Origin of the sequence: Bibersteinia trehalosi (genome assembly GCF_004346205.1) — a bacterium.
In the GTDB taxonomy this organism is placed as follows: Bacteria; Pseudomonadota; Gammaproteobacteria; order Enterobacterales; family Pasteurellaceae; genus Bibersteinia; species Bibersteinia trehalosi.
The window spans coordinates 84,932-102,783 of record NZ_SMAM01000004.1 but is presented as its reverse complement, the minus strand read 5'-3'; the positions used below and the strand labels follow the sequence as shown (position 1 = coordinate 102,783).

17 protein-coding genes and 2 tRNA genes are annotated in these 17,852 nt (G+C 40.6%); 15 read left to right on the top strand and 4 right to left on the bottom strand.

Annotated features, from left to right (window positions below):
• The first annotated feature begins 224 nt into the window (after window positions 1-224).
• Window positions 225-812: a YagU family protein gene (locus EDC51_RS05230; protein WP_025266658.1), complete on the top strand. Its 588-nt coding sequence runs from the start codon at window positions 225-227 to the stop codon at window positions 810-812.
• A 46-nt stretch (window positions 813-858) separates the two neighbouring features.
• On the opposite strand, the gene sfsA is transcribed toward EDC51_RS05230, so the two are convergent.
• Together sfsA and gloA2 are read right to left on the bottom strand one after the other, a co-directional pair.
• Entirely contained in the window at window positions 859-1,572 is a 714-nt protein-coding gene (sfsA, locus tag EDC51_RS05225) for a DNA/RNA nuclease SfsA (protein WP_131928368.1), read from the bottom strand.
• Window positions 1,559-1,951 (bottom strand): SMU1112c/YaeR family gloxylase I-like metalloprotein, encoded by a 393-nt coding sequence (gene gloA2 / locus EDC51_RS05220; protein ID WP_015433627.1) that lies wholly within the window; start codon window positions 1,949-1,951, stop codon window positions 1,559-1,561. Before gloA2 ends, sfsA begins: the two co-directional genes overlap by 14 nt.
• Window positions 1,952-2,094: 143 nt before the next feature.
• Between gloA2 and mutY the strand changes: the two genes are divergently transcribed.
• The 5 genes from mutY to EDC51_RS05195 all read left to right on the top strand — a co-directional run bounded on the left by mutY (window position 2,095) and on the right by EDC51_RS05195 (window position 4,861).
• Window positions 2,095-3,198 (top strand): A/G-specific adenine glycosylase, encoded by a 1,104-nt coding sequence (gene mutY, locus EDC51_RS05215; protein WP_131928367.1) that lies wholly within the window; start codon window positions 2,095-2,097, stop codon window positions 3,196-3,198.
• 3 nt (window positions 3,199-3,201) lie between these two features.
• Window positions 3,202-3,474 (top strand): oxidative damage protection protein, encoded by a 273-nt coding sequence (locus EDC51_RS05210; protein ID WP_015433629.1) that lies wholly within the window; start codon window positions 3,202-3,204, stop codon window positions 3,472-3,474.
• 1 nt (window position 3,475) lies between these two features.
• Entirely contained in the window at window positions 3,476-4,579 is a 1,104-nt protein-coding gene (gene mltC / locus EDC51_RS05205) for a membrane-bound lytic murein transglycosylase MltC (RefSeq protein ID WP_025266657.1), read from the top strand.
• Window positions 4,580-4,704: 125 nt separating this feature from the next.
• A tRNA-Phe gene (locus EDC51_RS05200) sits at window positions 4,705-4,780 on the top strand.
• A gap of 5 nt (window positions 4,781-4,785) precedes the next feature.
• Window positions 4,786-4,861, top strand: a tRNA-Asn gene (locus EDC51_RS05195).
• Between the two features lie 243 nt (window positions 4,862-5,104).
• Here EDC51_RS05195 and EDC51_RS05190 read toward each other — a convergent pair.
• On the bottom strand, window positions 5,105-5,887 hold the full coding sequence (locus EDC51_RS05190) for an IclR family transcriptional regulator (RefSeq protein WP_025266656.1): 783 nt from the start codon (window positions 5,885-5,887) through the stop codon (window positions 5,105-5,107).
• 240 nt (window positions 5,888-6,127) lie between these two features.
• Between EDC51_RS05190 and yiaK the strand changes: the two genes are divergently transcribed.
• The 5 genes from yiaK to EDC51_RS05165 all read left to right on the top strand — a co-directional run bounded on the left by yiaK (window position 6,128) and on the right by EDC51_RS05165 (window position 11,412).
• Complete coding sequence (gene yiaK, locus EDC51_RS05185; RefSeq protein WP_131928366.1) at window positions 6,128-7,126, top strand: 3-dehydro-L-gulonate 2-dehydrogenase; 999 nt, start codon at window positions 6,128-6,130, stop codon at window positions 7,124-7,126.
• A 66-nt stretch (window positions 7,127-7,192) separates the two neighbouring features.
• Window positions 7,193-7,675 carry a TRAP transporter small permease gene (locus EDC51_RS05180; protein ID WP_131928365.1) on the top strand — a complete coding sequence of 161 codons (483 nt, stop codon included), beginning with the start codon at window positions 7,193-7,195 and terminating at the stop codon, window positions 7,673-7,675.
• Entirely contained in the window at window positions 7,672-8,952 is a 1,281-nt protein-coding gene (locus EDC51_RS05175; RefSeq protein ID WP_131928364.1) for a TRAP transporter large permease subunit, read from the top strand. Before EDC51_RS05180 ends, EDC51_RS05175 begins: the two co-directional genes overlap by 4 nt.
• A 13-nt stretch (window positions 8,953-8,965) precedes the next feature.
• Complete coding sequence (locus tag EDC51_RS05170) at window positions 8,966-9,952, top strand: TRAP transporter substrate-binding protein (protein WP_131928363.1); 987 nt, start codon at window positions 8,966-8,968, stop codon at window positions 9,950-9,952.
• Between the two features lie 11 nt (window positions 9,953-9,963).
• The gene (locus EDC51_RS05165) at window positions 9,964-11,412 is read left to right on the top strand and encodes an FGGY-family carbohydrate kinase (RefSeq protein ID WP_131928362.1); all 1,449 of its coding nucleotides are present in this window, start codon (window positions 9,964-9,966) and stop codon (window positions 11,410-11,412) included.
• A gap of 39 nt (window positions 11,413-11,451) precedes the next feature.
• Here EDC51_RS05165 and iolB read toward each other — a convergent pair whose 3' ends face one another.
• Complete coding sequence (iolB, locus tag EDC51_RS05160; protein WP_025266653.1) at window positions 11,452-12,267, bottom strand: 5-deoxy-glucuronate isomerase; 816 nt, start codon at window positions 12,265-12,267, stop codon at window positions 11,452-11,454.
• Window positions 12,268-12,484: 217 nt separating this feature from the next.
• Between iolB and EDC51_RS05155 the strand changes: the two genes are divergently transcribed.
• The 4 genes from EDC51_RS05155 to EDC51_RS05140 all read left to right on the top strand — a co-directional run bounded on the left by EDC51_RS05155 (window position 12,485) and on the right by EDC51_RS05140 (window position 17,825).
• Window positions 12,485-13,999, top strand: a complete 1,515-nt coding sequence (locus tag EDC51_RS05155; protein WP_131928361.1) for a CoA-acylating methylmalonate-semialdehyde dehydrogenase — start codon at window positions 12,485-12,487, stop codon at window positions 13,997-13,999.
• A 239-nt stretch (window positions 14,000-14,238) separates the two neighbouring features.
• Window positions 14,239-15,183 (top strand): sugar ABC transporter substrate-binding protein, encoded by a 945-nt coding sequence (locus tag EDC51_RS05150; RefSeq protein WP_015433640.1) that lies wholly within the window; start codon window positions 14,239-14,241, stop codon window positions 15,181-15,183.
• Window positions 15,184-15,234: 51 nt separating this feature from the next.
• Complete coding sequence (locus EDC51_RS05145; protein WP_125134420.1) at window positions 15,235-16,785, top strand: sugar ABC transporter ATP-binding protein; 1,551 nt, start codon at window positions 15,235-15,237, stop codon at window positions 16,783-16,785.
• An 11-nt stretch (window positions 16,786-16,796) separates the two neighbouring features.
• Complete coding sequence (locus EDC51_RS05140; protein ID WP_015433642.1) at window positions 16,797-17,825, top strand: ABC transporter permease; 1,029 nt, start codon at window positions 16,797-16,799, stop codon at window positions 17,823-17,825.
• Window positions 17,826-17,852 lie beyond the last annotated feature (27 nt).

Here is a 17,852-nt window from a genome sequence, read left to right as displayed (position 1 = left end):
TTTTAATCCTTAATTTTGTGAAAAATTGAGGCATTATTTGGGGGCAAAAATCCACAATTCAAGCGAAACAATAGAAATTAAGAGCCTTTTGTTTTTTGATTTAAATCAAATTAAACGACTTTATACATATCCTATCAGGCAGATATTTTGCTAAGATTTCATCAATTTTGATAATTATTTCAAAATAAAAAATAATTCTTTTCACTTTTACTTGGAGTATTTATATGGGACTTTTTGAGCAAACCAATCCAGCACGTCGTCGCTATGGCGTAGCTATTTTTGTCGGTATCATTGCAGGGATTATTTCTGCATTCGTAAAATGGGGGGCAGAACATCCCTTCCCACCACGTAGTCCAATCGATCTTTTCACTAGCGCCTGTAAAGATCCATCACAGGCATTAGAAGTCTGTTCTCGAGCGTTCTTAAACCCACCACACGTTTTCTTGCGTGATTATATCGGCATTGATCCAACTGAAGCCGTATTCACCTTTGCCGATCATGCGTTTAATTGGATTGGTGTTACCCATATGCTATTTTCATTAGTCTTTGCTATTGGTTACTGCGTTGTCGCAGAGCGTTTTCCGAAAATCAAATTTTGGCAAGGAATTGGAGCGGGTATCATCGCAAATATCTGTGTTCACTACATCACGTTCCCATTATTAGGCTTAACCCCGCCTGTTGCAGAATGGCCGTTCTATGAGCATGTTTCAGAAATGGTTGGACACATTTTCTGGTTTTGGACAATTGAAGTAATCCGCCGTGATTTACGTAACCGCATTACAAATGAGCCAGATCCTGAAGTTGCTCAATAAACCTATTCTTTATTGATTACCCCACAAAATCCGCTCTTGCAATTTCTTACGCTTGGGCGGATTTTTTTAATGCTATTCCTACAGGTTTACCATTTTCCATGTCTACTTGAGCGTAATAGCACAGCGCTTCTACCCCACAAGCGGTCGCTTTTTCTAATAAATCTGCATAATTTGGGTCAATCTGGCGAGCTACTTCAAAGCGTTCAATTCCCGTATGCAAAATAGCAAAAAAGATTACAGCTCGCTTACCTTGTTCTCTTACTACGATTAATTCTCGCAAATGTTTTTGTCCCCGCTCGGTTTTAGCATCAGGGAACATTCCAACACCATTTTCAGTTAAAAGTGTGGTCGATTTCACTTCCACAAAGCAGTCAGGTAATCTCTTATTTTTTAAGAGAAAATCAATGCGGCTATTCTCTTCACCATATTTTTGTTCAGGCAAAATTTCAACATAATCAGCAAGCTCAATAATCGCCTTATTTTGCAAGGCTTCTTGCACTAGCTGATTCGCTCTATTGGTATTCACACAGATAAAATGCCCTGCTTGTGTTTGGGTTAGCTCCCAAGTATGGGCATATTTGCGTTTAGGGTTATTCGATGTGGAAAACCACACTGTATCACCGACATTGGCACAGCCCGTCATCGCACCAGTATTCGGGCAATGAATGGTAATTTGAGTACCATCAGCAAGCTGAATGTCAGCAAGAAAACGTTTATAACGGCGTAGCAAAATGCCACTGTGTAGTTCAGGAAATTTCATACAACTCCAACGGTAAATCATCAGGATCACGGAAAAACGTAAATTTTTTGCCAGTCAGTTCATCAATGCGGATTGGTTCGCAGGGAATGGCAAATTTTTGCAGATATGCTACCGCTTGTTCTACGCTTTTTACTCGAAAAGCTAAATGGCGTAAGCCACAGGTTTCTGGCGTAGTAAAGCGTGGTGGAGTAATTGGAAAACTAAATAGTTCAATCTGAGAACCATCTTGAAAACGTAAATCAAGCTTATAACTTTGACGCGCTTGGCGATAAGTCTCCGCAATAATCTCTGCGCCTAAAATTTCTGTATAAAAGTGTTTCGATTTTGCATAATCGGAGCAAATAATTGCAATATGATGAAAACCTTGAATGGGAGACACTGTTATTTCCTACGATAGATAAATTTTTTCCATCTTATCAAACCATTTTTCAAACGGTACTTTTTTTGAAAAATTTTGCAAAAAATTCCCCAAAATTAATCGCTTGCGGTAGTATGCCTGTTTTTGTATTTGATTAAATTTATATGAAGAAATCCGAATTTCCTCTTGCTCAATCTCGTCCAGATGCTCCCTTTGCTCACTCTGTATTAGCATGGTTTGAACAATATGGACGAAAACATCTCCCTTGGCAGCAAGACAAGACTCTATATAAGGTTTGGCTGTCAGAAGTGATGCTACAACAAACACAGGTTGCGACGGTTATTCCCTATTTTGAACGATTTGTCGCACGTTTCCCGACCATTATTGATTTGGCAAATGCCGAGATTGATGAGGTTTTACATCTTTGGACAGGGTTAGGTTATTACGCTCGAGCAAGAAATTTGCACAAAGCCGCAATGCAAGTACGAGATCAGTTTAATGGAGAATTTCCCACACATTTTGATGATGTTTTAGCACTATCTGGTGTGGGGCGTAGTACAGCTGGTGCAGTGCTATCTTCAGTATTAAATGCTCCACATCCCATTTTAGATGGCAATGTGAAGCGAGTACTTTCTCGCTATTTTGCTGTTGAGGGCTGGGCTGGCGAGAAAGCAGTAGAAAATCGACTGTGGACATTATCAGAAAGTGTTACACCAACCGAACAAGTAGCGGATTTTAATCAAGCAATGATGGATTTAGGTGCGATGATTTGCACTCGCACTAAGCCTAAATGTTCACTTTGCCCATTAGAAAATAGTTGTAAAGCAAATCAACTGAAAGCGTGGGCAGATTACCCTGCCCAAAAACCGAAAAAGACATTGCCTGAAAAAGTAGGCTATTTTGCAGTATTAAAACAGGGAAATAACGTTCTATTACAAAAACGCCCCTCTGCAGGCATCTGGGGCGGATTATTTTCATTCCCACAATTTGAAAGTTTTGCTGAATGCAAGCGCTTTATTTCGGCAAAAAATTTGCAAATTTCGCAACAATTAACCGCTTTTCGCCATACTTTCTCACATTTTCATCTGGATATTGTGCCAATTCTGGTGGAAATCCCAACAAATTCTGTGCAAGAAAAATCAGGAAATTATCAGGCGAACGTATCATCAACGGGCGATTATTGGTATGATCTACATCAGTTAAACCAAGTCGGGTTACCAACACCGATTAAACGAATTTTAGACGAACTCTCACACCACAAGGGGTAAATTATGGCAAGAACCGTATTTTGTGAATATTTAAAGCAGGATGCTGAAGGTTTGGATTTTCAACTCTATCCTGGCGAACTTGGTAAACGAATTTTTGATTCCATCAGCAAACAAGCATGGGCAGAATGGATGAAAAAGCAGACAATGCTGATGAATGAGAAAAAACTAAATACGATGAATCCAGAACACCGTAAATTATTAGAAACCGAGATGGTAAATTTCTTATTTGAAGGCAAAGACGTTCATATTGAAGGCTATGTTCCAGTTGAGAAATAAAATGAAAAATTTTAAAAAATTCGGCAAATTTATGCCTCTTCTACTCATTGTGCCATTTTTGGCATCATGTTCTAGTTCGCCTAAAAAGAAAAGCAAAGGGACTAAAGTCCGTCCTGATTATACGAAAGACACTCGTGGTTTAGATATTCTAACCGGACAATTTTCGCATAGCATTGATGAAATTTGGGGAGTAAACGAACTACTCAAAGCCAGCGAAAAAGACTACGTAAAATACACCGATAAATACTACACCCGTAGCCATATCAGTTTTGATGATGGTCAGATCATTATCGAAACACTTGGTGATCAAAACCGTCTACGTAATTCTATTATTCATACCTTGTTGATGGGTTCAGATGCTTCAGGCATTGATTTATTTGCCTCAGGCGATGTGCCAATCAGCAATAACCCATTCTTAGCGGGGCAGGTCGTTGATCATTTCGGACGCTCTGTAACCAACATTGCCATTGCAAATGATTTTGCAACCTATCTGATTCAGCACAAATTACAAACTCGCAAACTCAAAAATGGCCATCGAGTGAGCTATGTCACCATTCCAATGATTGCAAACCACGTTGAAGTGCGTGCAAGACGCTATCTCCCAATGGTTCGTCAAGCCTCTCGTCAATATGGTATCGATATCAGCTTAATTTTAGGTATTATGGAAGTGGAATCTTCCTTCAACCCTTATGCGGTAAGTTATGCCAATGCGATTGGTTTAATGCAAGTTGTGCCAAAAACAGCTGGGCGAGATATTTTCGTCCGTAAAGGCTATAGTGGTCAGCCTGATCGTGCCTATCTCTATGATCCAAAGAAAAATATTGATGCAGGAACCATGTATCTCACCATTTTGCGTGACGAATATTTGGAAGGAATCACTAATCCAACCTCAAAACGTTATGCAATGATTTCAGCGTATAACAGTGGTGCCGGTGCAGTATTAAGAGTGTTTGATCGCGATAAATGGGATGCGATTGAACGTATTAATAATCTAACACCTGATGCGGTTTATCGAATTTTAACCACAGCTCACCCTTCTTCTCAGGCAAGAAATTATCTTGTTAAGGTAAATAAAGCACAGCAGAAATATTTAAAAGTTCGTTAATTTGTTGCTTTTTAATCCGATACGTATAAAAAGCGATCTATTGAACGCATTTTTTTAAATTTCTGAAAAAAAGATTTGACGAGCACGACTGAAATCAGCATAATGCACCCCGTCAGCAAGACGCTGCCTCGATAGCTCAGTCGGTAGAGCAGGGGATTGAAAATCCCCGTGTCGGTGGTTCGATTCCGCCTCGAGGCACCATCAATTCCTCCTTAGTTCAGTCGGTAGAACGGTGGACTGTTAATCCATATGTCGCAGGTTCGAGTCCCGCAGGAGGAGCCATATTCAGAAGCCCTGATGAGAAATCATCAGGGTTTTCGCTTTTCTGTCCTATCAAAAATAAAAATTTCAAAAATGTGATCTTGCTCCAATTTTTTAAATTTTGTTGAAATTTTCCTTCGACTATTTGTAACAAACAGCGTATTATATTTTGCAACATAATAACAACAAAAATGATTCCTCAATATCGTCAAATTTTGCGACATTACCCCAACCCGTAATGTCGCATTTTTTATTTGCTTAACCTTAGCAGTTATATCCCAACTCTTTTGAAATTCCTTGTGCCGCAATTTGTAGCTCTTTCAAAAAGTTTTCCTGCGTGTCTTTATTCAGACGATGAGTAGATGCGGAAACTGACAGGGCATATTCAATCTGCCCTAAATGGTTAAAAACAGGTACAGCAATACAACATACACCTAATTCATTCTCTTCACGATCCATCGCAAAGCCAAGTTGCCGAATTTCTTCAAGTTCTATCGCCATCTTAGACTTCTCAGTAATAGTATAACAAGTCAGCTGCTGAATATTTGCCTCATTGATATGCCAATAATGTTGTAAAGCGGTTTCATCAGCATCATACGCCAAATAAAGTTTCCCCATCGCTGAACAATAAAGTTGCTGATGTTGCCCAATATAAGCTCGCGTACGCATCATACCAACTGTTGGTTCAAGCTTATAAATCAAAATAGAATGCCAACCTTCTCGCTTAGAGAAATTCACCGTTTCACCTAAATTTAAATTTACCTGTTCCAAATAAGGCGCAGCAATATTAATAATATTCATTGAAGCCAGTGTTTTTTGTCCTAAGCTTAAGCATTTAGTACTCAATCGATAACTTCCTGCTGTTGCTGCCGGTCGTACAAATCCTTCGCTTTGTAACCCCTGTAATAAGCGATGTACCGTACTTTTATTTAACTCCGATAATTCAGCCAATTTTGCCAGCGGGCAACCATTCGGGAAATTTCCTAATAAAGTTAGCAACTTCAACCCCCGAATAAGACTCTGATTACCACTCTGTTTTTCTTCCATTCTTGCTCCTATTTTGTAAATTTTGTGAATTTTTATACCGCTTGTATTTTTCACGTTATGTTTCAGATAGTGAAATTATATTCCTAAAAATGAGACATTGATCACAAATCCAGAAATAAAAAAATAACCATTTGATTTATAAAGACTTTTATTTTAAGCAACGCATTGACATTTTTTCGCCATAACATTAATTTATGAAACATAATTTTACTATATGAAATACAAATAAAAAGGAATCAAATGAAAGTCTCTTATGCGGAATTGAAAGCGGAATTTAAACGCGTACTTTTAGCTCGCCATGTTCGCGAAGAACTTGCCGAAGAGTGTGCCACAATGTTTGCCGACACCACGGAAAGCGGGGTCTATTCTCATGGCGTAAACCGTTTCCCACGTTTTATTCAACAATTGGAAAAAGGCGATATTGTGCCTGACGCAATACCAAGCAAAGTGCTTTCTTTAGGTGCTATTGAACAATGGGATGCTCACCAAGCCATCGGTAATCTCACCGCAAAAAAAATGATGGATAGAGCAATGCAAATTGCCGATCAATTTGGTATTGGTGTTGTAGCGCTTAAGAATGCTAATCACTGGATGCGAGGCGGTGGCTACGGTTGGCAAGCGGCAGAGAAAGGCTATATTGGAATCTGCTGGACAAATTCCATTGCAGTAATGCCACCTTGGGGGGCCAAAGAGTGCCGCATTGGAACTAATCCACTTATTATTGCCATTCCTTCAAGCCCAATCACGATGGTAGACATGTCCTGCTCAATGTATTCCTACGGAATGCTTGAGGTCAATCGTCTTGCGGGTCGCCAAACTGCGGTAGATGCAGGTTTTGATGATGACGGCAATCCAACTCGAGATCCTGCAATTGTAGAGAAAAATCGCCGCCTAATGCCAATGGGGTTCTGGAAAGGTTCTGGCTTATCCATTGTACTGGATATGATTGCCACCTTACTTTCCAATGGGTTATCTGTGGCTGAAGTGACAGAAGAAAAAGATGATGAGTATTGCGTTTCTCAGGTTTTTATTGCCATTGAGGTAGAGAGATTAATTGACGGCAAAAGCAAAGACGAAAAACTCAATCGTATTATGGAATATGTGAAAACCGCAGAACGAGCCGATCCAAATATTGCAGTAAGACTCCCAGGACACGAATTCGAACGAATTCGTGCCGAAAACCGAACCAATGGCATTCCCGTAGACGATACCGTTTGGGCGAAATTAAAAGCACTTTAGTTATCTTTCGTTCAACAAATACAAGCGGTAAAAATTTAGCAAAATTTTACAAAACGGAAAATCAAAATGGACAAAGTTATTCACTACACTAGCAAGACACTCGAGTTTTTCGTGGTTGCTATTCTTGCCACAATGTCTTGTTTAGTTTTCCTTAATGTTGTTCTACGTTATGGTTTTAATAGCAGCATCAACATCACCGAAGAAGTCTCGCGCTATCTGTTTGTATGGCTCACATTCCTTGGTGCAGTGCTTGCTTTTAATGCTAATCAGCATGTTAAAGTGACCATTCTGACCGCGCGCCTTTCTCCTAAAAAACAACGTGTGCTACAACTGCTCACAGACACCTTAATGCTATTTTGTTGCTATTTAATGGTACAAGGTAGCTTTGTGCAATTTCAGTTAAATTTAGACAATATTGCACCTATTTCTGGTATCCCTACCGGTATTACCTATCTTGCAGGCTTGATCGCTGGTGCTTTTATCGCGTTGCTGTTAATAATACGCTTGGGCTCAACGATGCGCCAAATCATGCAAGGAGAAATATTATGACTGTGATTATTTTCCTTTTTGCACTATTAGGCGCAATTATTCTTGGAGTTCCGGTTGCCTTTTCTCTCTTACTCTGTGGCGTAGCACTGATGCTTCACCTAGATTTGTTTGATGCTCAAATCCTTGCCCAACAGCTAATTAGCGGAGCGGATAGTTTTTCGCTAATGGCTATCCCATTTTTTATTCTAGCTGGCGAAATTATGAATGAGGGTGGATTATCCAAACGAATTATTGATTTACCGATGAAATTAGTCGGACACAAACGGGGTGGACTAGGTTTTGTGGCAATTATTGCCGCGATGATCATGGCAAGTCTTTCCGGCTCTGCCGTTGCTGATACTGCAGCCGTTGCCGCAATGCTATTACCAATGATGAAAACAACCGGTTATCCGCTTGATCGCTCCGCTGGATTAATTGGCACAGCTGGCATTATTGCTCCAATTATTCCACCTAGTATTCCGTTTATTGTATTTGGCGTAGCAAGTGGCGTATCGATCACAAAATTATTCCTTGCTGGTATCGCCCCAGGAATTTTAATGGGGATGTGTTTAGGGCTACTTTGGTGGTGGCAAGCGAAACGCCTCAATTTGATGACATTCTCGAAAGCAACCAAACAAGAACTCTGCATCTCGTTTAAAAACAGTATCTGGGCGTTATTACTGCCTGTAATCATTATCGGCGGTTTCCGCTCTGGTATGTTTACCCCAACAGAAGCAGGAGCCGTTGCCGCATTCTATGCATTAATTATTTCGCTTTTTGTTTATCGTGAACTGAAATTCCGTGATTTATATAAAGTTATCTTAAATGCAGGAAAAACCACAGCGGTAGTGATGTTGCTGGTAGCCGCAGCGAATGTGACAGGTTGGTTAATTACCATTGCGGAACTGCCACAAATGATGACAGAGCTATTAGAGCCACTAATTGATAGTCCAACCGTTCTGCTTATCATGATCATGCTTGCTGTCTTTATCATTGGTATGGTGATGGATTTAACCCCGACCGTGCTGATTTTAACCCCTGTGCTCATGCCATTAATTGAAGAGGCAGGAATTGATCCTGTTTACTTTGGCGTACTATTTATTCTGAATACTTCCATCGGCTTAATTACTCCACCTGTAGGCAATGTGCTGAATGTTATTACTGGTGTATCTAAGCTGCCTTTTGACCAAGCTGCAAAAGGTATTCTGCCCTATCTATTTATGATGATCGCTCTGCTTTTTGCGTTCGTCTTTTTCCCACAACTTATTCTCACACCACTTGCGTGGATGCAACCTTAACCAAGGAGAAACTATGAAATTATTCAATTTAAAAACCTTAGCCGCATTAATCGCTGGTAGCGCTATTTTTGCGACATCCGTACAGGCGGCAACAACATTGCGCTTTGGCTATGAGGCTCCTCGTTCAGATACGCAGCATATCGCAGCCAAAAAGTTCAACGACCTGTTAAAAGAAAAAACCAAAGGTGAAATCAAACTTAGCCTTTTCCCAGACAGTACTCTGGGTAATGCCCAAACAATGATCAGCGCAGTCCGTGGTGGAACAATTGATTTAGAAATGTCTGGTTCACCAAATTTCTCTGGACTTGAGCAAAAACTCAACGTGATTGATATTCCGTTCATTTTTAAAAATCGTGAACATGTTTATAAAGTGCTGGACGGTGAAATTGGACAAAGCCTACTCTCTGCATTAGAGGATAAGGGCTTAAAGGGCTTAGCATTTTGGGATGTGGGGTTCCGTGCATTTTCTAACTCGAAAAATCCAGTGAACAGCCCTGATGATATTAAAGGATTAAAAGTCCGTACCAATCAAAACCCAATGTATATTCAGGCATTTAGCCTATTGGATAGCAATCCTGTGCCAATGCCATTGGCTGAACTTTATACTGCTTTGGAAACCCGTGCGGTGGATGCCCAAGAGCACCCGATAGGCATTTTTTGGTCATCAAAACTCTATGAAGTGCAAAAATATCTGAGCTTAACGAATCATGGCTATACCCCATTAATAGTGGTGATGAATAAAGCAAAATTTGATGCTCTTGCTCCTGAATTACAAACCGCATTGATAAGTGCTGCACAAGAAGCTGGAAAATATCAACGCGAATTAAATGTACAAAACGAACAAGAGATTATTGCTAATCTACGCAAAGCTGGGATTGAAGTTATCGAAGAGGTTGATAACACACCGTTTAAAGCAAAAATTGAAGCAGATGTCCGTAAAGCGTTTATTGATCAAAATGGCGATGAATTGATTAAAGCAATTGATGCCTTAGCTGAATAGGAAAATTAAGTATGAACTACACTCTCGGCATAGACTGCGGTGGCACTTTTATCAAAGCAGCTCTTTTTGATAATCAAGGTAATTTACACAGCTTACACCGTGAAAATCTGGCAGTAATCAGTGAACAAGCGGGCTATGCCGAGCGTGATATGGCTCAACTTTGGCAGACTTGCGCCAAGGTAATCAAACAAGCGGTCGAAAAAAGCGGAATTTCTGCAAAAAATATCAAAGCTGTTGGCATTTCAGCACAGGGCAAAGGCGCATTTTTACTAGATAAAAATAATCAGCCTCTGGGGCGGGCAATTTTATCCTCTGATCAACGTTCGCTAGATATTGTAAAAAAATGGCAAACGGAGGGTATTCCCGAAAAACTCTATCCTATTACCCGCCAAACGCTCTGGACTGGCCACCCTGTCTCTATTCTACGTTGGATTAAAGAACATGAACCCGAACGTTATGCTCAAATTGGCTCAGTGCTAATGTCCCACGACTATTTGCGTTTTTGCTTAACGGGTCAGCGACATTGCGAAGAGACCAACATATCGGAAAGCAATCTCTATAATATGGAAACGGGGCAATATGATCCTCAACTTGCAGAACTACTGGGTTTGCAAGAAATTATTGAAAAACTCCCGCTTGTCATTAAACCAAATGAAATTGCAGGCTATGTGAGTGAACAAGCCGCTGCTGCATGTGGCTTAGCAGTGGGAACACCTGTAGTTGGAGGCTTATTTGATGTGGTTTCTACCGCTCTCTGTGCTAATTTAGAAGATGAAACAACCTTAAATGTTGTACTCGGTACTTGGTCGGTCGTCAGCGGTATTACGCCACAAATAGTGCAAAATTCAGCTATTCCTTTTGTGTATGGAAAATATGCTGAAACGGATAAATTTATTGTCCACGAAGCTAGCCCTACTTCAGCAGGTAATTTAGAATGGTTTGTGAAACAGTGGAAATTGAATTATGCTGAAATTAATCAAGCAATATCCCTTCTAGCACCTGCATCAAGTTCCGTACTATTCGTGCCGTTTTTATATGGTTCAAACGCGGGCTTAGGAATGCAAGCGGGGTTCTACGGCATTCAAGCCCACCATACCCAAGCACATTTATTGCAAGCGATTTATGAGGGGGTGCTGTTTAGCCTGATGCACCACCTCAACCGTATGCGAAAACGATTTCCTCACGTAAATACACTAAGAGTAACGGGAGGCCCTGTAAAATCTTCTGTTTGGATGCAAATGCTTGCCGATCTAACCGGCATGAGGCTCGAAATCCCACAAATTGAAGAAACGGGTTGCTTTGGTGCAGCAATGATGGCGTGGCAAGGCATTGGCGAGCCAATGGTACGGCAACATATAAATATAAACGTTATCCAACCCATCGCTGAAAATTTTGCCCTTTATCAAGCCAAATACCAGCAATACACCCATCTTATTCGCGCCTTTCAAACCTTAATTTAGAGATAAAATGCCACCGAAACAGTATCGGTGGCATCATTGTTATTTATGACCATATTTTTCCGTGTTTACCCATTGATGATCTTTTTCCCAAGTAAATTGCCATTTACGCACAGGTCCTGCCATCACATTTAAATAATAGTTATCATAGCCTGCGATTGTTGCAACAGGGTGATAACCACGAGGTACTTTAACCACATTTTTATCATATACAGCCATACATTCATCAAGGCTACGATCATCTGTATATACTCGCTGCATTGCAAATCCTTGAGGAGGATTAAAGCGATGATAGTAGGTTTCTTCTAGATAAGTTTCATGTTCTGAATGTTTATCATCGTGTTTATGACTTGGGTAAGAACTTGTATTTCCTTCATCAGTAAATACCTCAACGACAAGTAAACTATCCGCTGGCTCAGTCTCTGGCAAAATATTATGAACAAGCCGTTTATTATTACCGAATCCTCGTTTTTCTACACCAACATTCTCTGGTGAAATGAGTCTCACTGGGTAATTCCCTTTCCCTGGAGCGCTACATACTGCTAATTCTAGCGATTCTGTCGTTTTCACTTTAAGTGTTTTATGAGGAGGAATATACACAGAATAAGGTGGGACTTTTTCAAAAGGCGACATCCTATTACCAAGATTCTCAAATGCGATTTGATCCACATAGACAGAACCTTTTCCTGCAACAAATACTAAACAAAGCTCATTTTCACCACTTTGTAATTCAAGCTCTTGGTTATCTAATAAATAAACCTCAAATCCAACATATTCCCACTTCGCATTCTCTGGCGTAATCTGCTGGATTTGCCCATTTTCATTAGACACATTAGGTTGGGATAACAATGGACTCATATGGAACTCCTATCTGCATGCAACTAACTGTTTTAATGTACTATACAAAATATAACCAATATTTTGTATCTCCAAAAATAAAACTTTCTAAGTAGATCACAAAAATGAAATAAAATTTCTATTTTTACATTTATTGCATTGCAGTTTTTCATTTTTAGGCGTAGCTTATCACAAGATTATTGTTTTTCTATACCTAGTCTGAATAAGGAGCCTCTCAATGAGTCAATTTATCAAAAACTTCATTAATGGTGTGGCCGTTGAAAGCCAAAGCCAACGGATAACTTCTGTCTTCAATCCGGCAACAGGTGAGGAGATCAAAAAAGTGAAATTAAGCACAGCAAACGAAGTCGAGGCGGCCATCACCGCAGCAGATGAAGCTTTTAAAAGTTGGTCACAGCAATCTCCGCTACGCCGTGCTCGTATCTTATTCAAATTTAAAGAATTACTCGAAACCCATTTTGATGAGCTCGCTCGTTTAATCAGCACAGAACACGGGAAGATTTACTCTGATGCGATTGGTGAATTGACTCGCGGTTTAGAAGTAGTTGAGTTTGCAACCGGTATCCCACACTTACAAAAAGGCGAATTTTCAGCAAATGTAGGCCGTGGGATTGACAGTTATTCCGTACAACAACCATTAGGTGTTGTTGCCGGTATAACACCATTTAATTTCCCTGCAATGGTGCCAATGTGGATGTTCCCAGTCGCTCTGGCTTGCGGTAATACCTTTGTGTTAAAACCATCAGAAAAAGACCCATCGGCATCTATTCGTATTGCCGAATTGTTGAAAGAAGCCGGCTTACCTGATGGTGTATTCAATGTAGTTCAAGGAGATAAAGAAGCGGTTGATATTCTATTAAAAGACCCTCGCATTCAAGCAGTTAGCTTTGTAGGTTCAACACCTATTGCACAATATATTTATGAAATAGGCTGTGCACACGGCAAACGAATTCAAGCCTTAGGTGGTGCCAAAAACCATGCACTGATTATGCCAGATGCAGATATTCCTAGCACAGTAAATGCTCTTTTAGGGGCGGCATTTGGCGCTGCTGGTGAGCGTTGCATGGCATTATCAGTTGCAGTTGTTGTGGGCGATGAGCTTGCCGATAAAATCGTTGAAGAACTCACACCAAAAGTGAAAGCATTGAAAATTGGTGCAGGTATATTACCGGAAGGACAACCTGAAAACGATATGGGACCTGTAATATCCAAAGAACATAAAGCGAAAATTGAAGGCTATATCGATCAGGGTGTAGCACAAGGTGCAAAACTGGTAGTTGATGGTCGCGGATATAAAGTAGCAGGTAATGAAAACGGCTATTTCGTAGGTGGTACGCTATTCGATAATGTGACTCCTGAAATGACTATTTGGCAAGATGAAATTTTCGGACCAGTGCTTTCTGTCGTGCGAGTAAACAGCTATGAGGAAGGCTTAGCGCTAATCAACCGCCACCAATATGGTAACGGTAGTGCCATCTTTACTCGTGATGGTGATGCAGCACGTCAATTCACGCAAGAAGTGAAAGCGGGTATGGTAGGTGTGAACATTCCAATCCCAATCCCAATGGCATTCCACTGTTTCGGTGGTTGGAAAGCCTCTATTTTTGGACCCCTAAATGTTCACGGACCAGATGGTGTGCGTTTCTATACTCGAATGAAAACAATCACTACTCGTTGGCCAGATAATTCTGTTCGCTGTAGCCAAGTAGCGTTTAATTTTCCAACAATGTAATCTGTTAATTTCCTTTTTTGAGTATTTTGCGGTGATAAATTCACCGCTTTTTTATGCCCTAAAATGTGATCTGTATAACAAATTTGAAACAAACAAGTTGAGCAAAAATCTCATAATGCTATATTCATAATTGAAAAATTTATTTCATAATTAAATATAATGAAATAAATAATATTCTTCGCTGTTTGAAGGTTCATCGGCAATCTTGCCATATTTCCATCTAACCCGAGGATTCTACGATGAAGATGAAAAAGCATATCAAATTTGTATTAAGTACTTTAGCACTAGGTTTAATGGCTAATAGTTTTGCAAAAGATGAATTAGTGGTTTTCAGCTTGCCAAATTTATCTAGCCCATTTGAAGTTCAACTTCAAAAAGTTGCTGTAGAAACAGGTAAAAAATTAGAAGTTAAATTGCAGGTACTTGATGGACAAAGTTCATCAACGAAACAAGCATCAGATTTGGAAAATGCAATTACACGTGGGGCTAAAGGAATAATTATTTCTCCAAATGATGTAAATGCAATTTCAGCAGCCGTTGAAGAAATCATCCACGAAAAAATTCCTGCGGCCACTCTCGATCGTAAAGTCGAGAGTAGTAAGCCTGTGCCGCATTTTGGTGCAAATAACTATACAGGTGGTCAAGAAGTAGCAAAAGCTGTAAAAAATAAATATCCAAATGGCGCAAAAATCATTTTATTAACAGGTCAGCCTGGCTCTACCTCAAATATTGAAAGAACTAAAGGTATCCGTGACGAACTAGCTGTTGGCGGCGATACATACAAAATCGTAATCGATCAAACAGGTAACTGGCTGCGCTCTGAAGGTCTACGTATTATTGAAAGCATACTACCTACATTAAAAGAAAAACCTGATGTTATTATTTCGGCCAATGATGACATGGCACTTGGTGCAATCGAGGCTTTACGTAGCCAAGGCTTAAAAGCAGGAGATATTCTTGTAACAGGTTTTGATGCCACACCTGAAGCATTGGCGCGCGTAAAAGATGGCTGGTTATTTTTAACCGCAGATCAACGCCCAGGTTTTGCAGTTAGCACAGCTTTAGAACAAATTGTTGGGAACATTCGCAATAATCAAGAAGTGAGAGGTGCCGACTACCCACCAAAAATTATTTTACAAGAGAATTTATCGGAAGCTGAACGTTTTGCTGAAGTTAGCGAATAATCTTGTATGCCTTCTGGCTAAAGCTGGAAGGCTTTTTATTACGGAGGTTGTATGTCCACTACTCCCTTACTTGAAGTAAAAGCATTAACCAAAAGTTTCTCTGGAGTGTTAGCTCTCAATAACGTAAAACTCACCGTAAATAAAGGTGAAGTTCATGCATTATTGGGAGAAAATGGCGCCGGAAAATCGACTTTATTAAAGGCTCTTTCTGGTGCACAACCACAAACCAGTGGTGAAATTATTTTTAATGGTGAAAGCTTAAATCCAAATGATTCACCATTTGACCGCCAATTAAAAGGCATAGTGACCATTTATCAAGAATTTAATCTGTTACCTAATATGACCGTGGCAGAAAACTTCTTTTTAGGTAGAGAGCCCACGAAAGGCTTATTTGTCAATGAAAAAGCCGTCAACGATGAAGCACAACTAGTGTTGGATAATCTCGGCTTAAATATCAAACCCGATACCCAAGTTTCCCGCCTGAGCGTTGCCCAGCAACAGATGGTCGAAATTGCCCGAGCAATGACATTAAACGCTAAGCTGATCGTTATGGACGAACCGTCCGCTGCATTGAGCGATAAAGAGGTGGAAACACTGCACCAAATCGTTCGAGATTTAAAAAGCCGTGGTATCAGCGTGATTTATGTGACCCACCGTTTAAACGAAGTGTTTGCCTTGTGCGACCGCTTTACCGTTTTCCAAGATGGTTGTTATTCTGGAGAAGGTGAAGTGAAAAATGTGAATGTCGATCAAATCATAAAAATGATGGTAGGACGTGAAGTTGCCTTTACTCGTCGTCCATCGGAAGAAACCCATCATACTCACCGCCCAGTTCGCCTTGCTGTAAAAAATCTGCACCGAGAAAAACCAGCACTTGATCCGCATGGTATTGCTCTGCACGGTGTCTCTTTTAACATTCACGAAGGCGAAGTATTAGGGATTGCAGGCTTAGTCGGTGCAGGACGAACAGAAATTGCCCGCTGCCTGTTTGGTGTGGAAAATTACACTGCTGATGAAATCATCTTAGATGGCAAACCATACTCCGCAACATCACCATTAGATGCTCTAGAAAAAGGTGTAGCGCTCGTGCCAGAAGATCGTAAAAAAGAGGGGTTAGTACTCGGCTTGCCGATTAAAACCAATATGACCCTGCCGATTTTAAGCAAATTGCTCAAAGGCAATCTGTTTGTGGATCAACATAAAGAAGACAATCTAATCGAAACCTACCGCCAAGCGTTACGTATCAAAATGGTAAGTAGCGAACTGGAAGCTCGCAAATTATCCGGTGGTAATCAGCAAAAAGTGATTTTAGCTCGCTGTATGGCGTTAAATCCAAAAGTACTAATTGTTGATGAGCCGACACGAGGTATTGATGTAGGGGCAAAATCTGAGGTTCACCAAGTGTTATTTGATATGGCAAAACAAGGGGTCGCAGTATTGGTGATTTCTTCTGATTTACCGGAAATTATGGCGATTTCTGACCGCATTATCACCCTTTCCGAAGGTCGGGTAACTGGCGAAATTCATGGCGATGATGCCACCGAAGAAAAATTAATGTCAATGATGGCTGTTGGCGTCCAACGTGAACAACAGGCTGCGTAAGAGAGGTTTGTATGGCAACGCAATTTTTAAAAAATTTGGGTATGATCGATGATAAAGGAAAAATCGATTTTATCGCCTTTTTTGAACGCTTCGGCGTACTAATTTTCTTAATTTTATTAGTAATTTTCTTCACTTCACAAAACGGGGCATTTTTATCGCAACGCAATATCTATAACGTTTTAACCGAAGTGTCGATTTTTGGCATTATGGCGGTAGGAATGACTTTTGTGATCCTCACCGCAGGGATCGATCTCTCTGTCGGCTCAATCCTTGCTGTGACCGCAATGTTCGCTGCTTACATTATTAAAGGTGATAATACTGTTACCGTTGAGCATGGAGCGTGGGGCGGCATGAGCTGGTTAATAGGCCTGAGTATTTGTCTGGCGATGGGAACCGTTATCGGTTGGTTACACGGCTTGGGTGTTACTAAATTAAAATTGCCACCGTTTATCGTTACCCTAGGTGGTATGACAATTTGGCGTGGTCTAACACTCGTGTTAAATAACGGCTCGCCAATTGCCGGATTTGACGAAGGTTACCGCTGGTGGGGACGTGGCGATATTTTAGGTGTACCGGTGCCGGTAGTGATTTTTGCCGTAGTCGCCATTATCGGTTACTTCGCATTGCATAAAACCCGCTGGGGACGCTATGTATACTCCGTAGGTGGTAACCCAGAAGCAGCACGCTTAGCGGGTGTGAATATCAACCGCACCTTAGTCAGTGTTTATGTGGTGATTGGTGCATTGGCAGGCTTAGCAGGCTTTATTCTCTCCGCCCGTTTAGGCAGTGCCGAATCCGTTGCCGGTGTTTCTTTTGAGTTACGTGTAATTGCCTCAGTGGTTATTGGTGGAACGTCCTTAATGGGCGGTTACGGACGAGTCACAGGTACCATCATCGGCTCCATTATTATGGGTGTATTGATTAACGGTTTAGTACTAATGGACGTTTCCGCTTACTACCAACAAATCATTATGGGCTTAATCATCATCCTTGCTGTTGCCTTCGACACTTATGCGAAGAGCAGACGAGGAGCGTTATAGATAGCTAACACAAGCGGTCTAATTTTG

Coding starts and splice junctions, on each gene's coding strand:
- EDC51_RS05230 (WP_025266658.1), top strand. CDS start 225: ATGGGACTTTTTGAGCAAACCAATCCAGCACGTCGTCGCTATGGCGTA.
- sfsA (WP_131928368.1), bottom strand. CDS start 1,572: ATGAAATTTCCTGAACTACACAGTGGCATTTTGCTACGCCGTTATAAA.
- mutY (WP_131928367.1), top strand. CDS start 2,095: ATGAAGAAATCCGAATTTCCTCTTGCTCAATCTCGTCCAGATGCTCCC.
- EDC51_RS05210 (WP_015433629.1), top strand. CDS start 3,202: ATGGCAAGAACCGTATTTTGTGAATATTTAAAGCAGGATGCTGAAGGT.
- mltC (WP_025266657.1), top strand. CDS start 3,476: ATGAAAAATTTTAAAAAATTCGGCAAATTTATGCCTCTTCTACTCATT.
- EDC51_RS05190 (WP_025266656.1), bottom strand. CDS start 5,887: ATGGAAGAAAAACAGAGTGGTAATCAGAGTCTTATTCGGGGGTTGAAG.
- yiaK (WP_131928366.1), top strand. CDS start 6,128: ATGAAAGTCTCTTATGCGGAATTGAAAGCGGAATTTAAACGCGTACTT.
- EDC51_RS05180 (WP_131928365.1), top strand. CDS start 7,193: ATGGACAAAGTTATTCACTACACTAGCAAGACACTCGAGTTTTTCGTG.
- EDC51_RS05175 (WP_131928364.1), top strand. CDS start 7,672: ATGACTGTGATTATTTTCCTTTTTGCACTATTAGGCGCAATTATTCTT.
- EDC51_RS05170 (WP_131928363.1), top strand. CDS start 8,966: ATGAAATTATTCAATTTAAAAACCTTAGCCGCATTAATCGCTGGTAGC.
- EDC51_RS05165 (WP_131928362.1), top strand. CDS start 9,964: ATGAACTACACTCTCGGCATAGACTGCGGTGGCACTTTTATCAAAGCA.
- iolB (WP_025266653.1), bottom strand. CDS start 12,267: ATGAGTCCATTGTTATCCCAACCTAATGTGTCTAATGAAAATGGGCAA.
- EDC51_RS05155 (WP_131928361.1), top strand. CDS start 12,485: ATGAGTCAATTTATCAAAAACTTCATTAATGGTGTGGCCGTTGAAAGC.
- EDC51_RS05150 (WP_015433640.1), top strand. CDS start 14,239: ATGAAGATGAAAAAGCATATCAAATTTGTATTAAGTACTTTAGCACTA.
- EDC51_RS05145 (WP_125134420.1), top strand. CDS start 15,235: ATGTCCACTACTCCCTTACTTGAAGTAAAAGCATTAACCAAAAGTTTC.
- EDC51_RS05140 (WP_015433642.1), top strand. CDS start 16,797: ATGGCAACGCAATTTTTAAAAAATTTGGGTATGATCGATGATAAAGGA.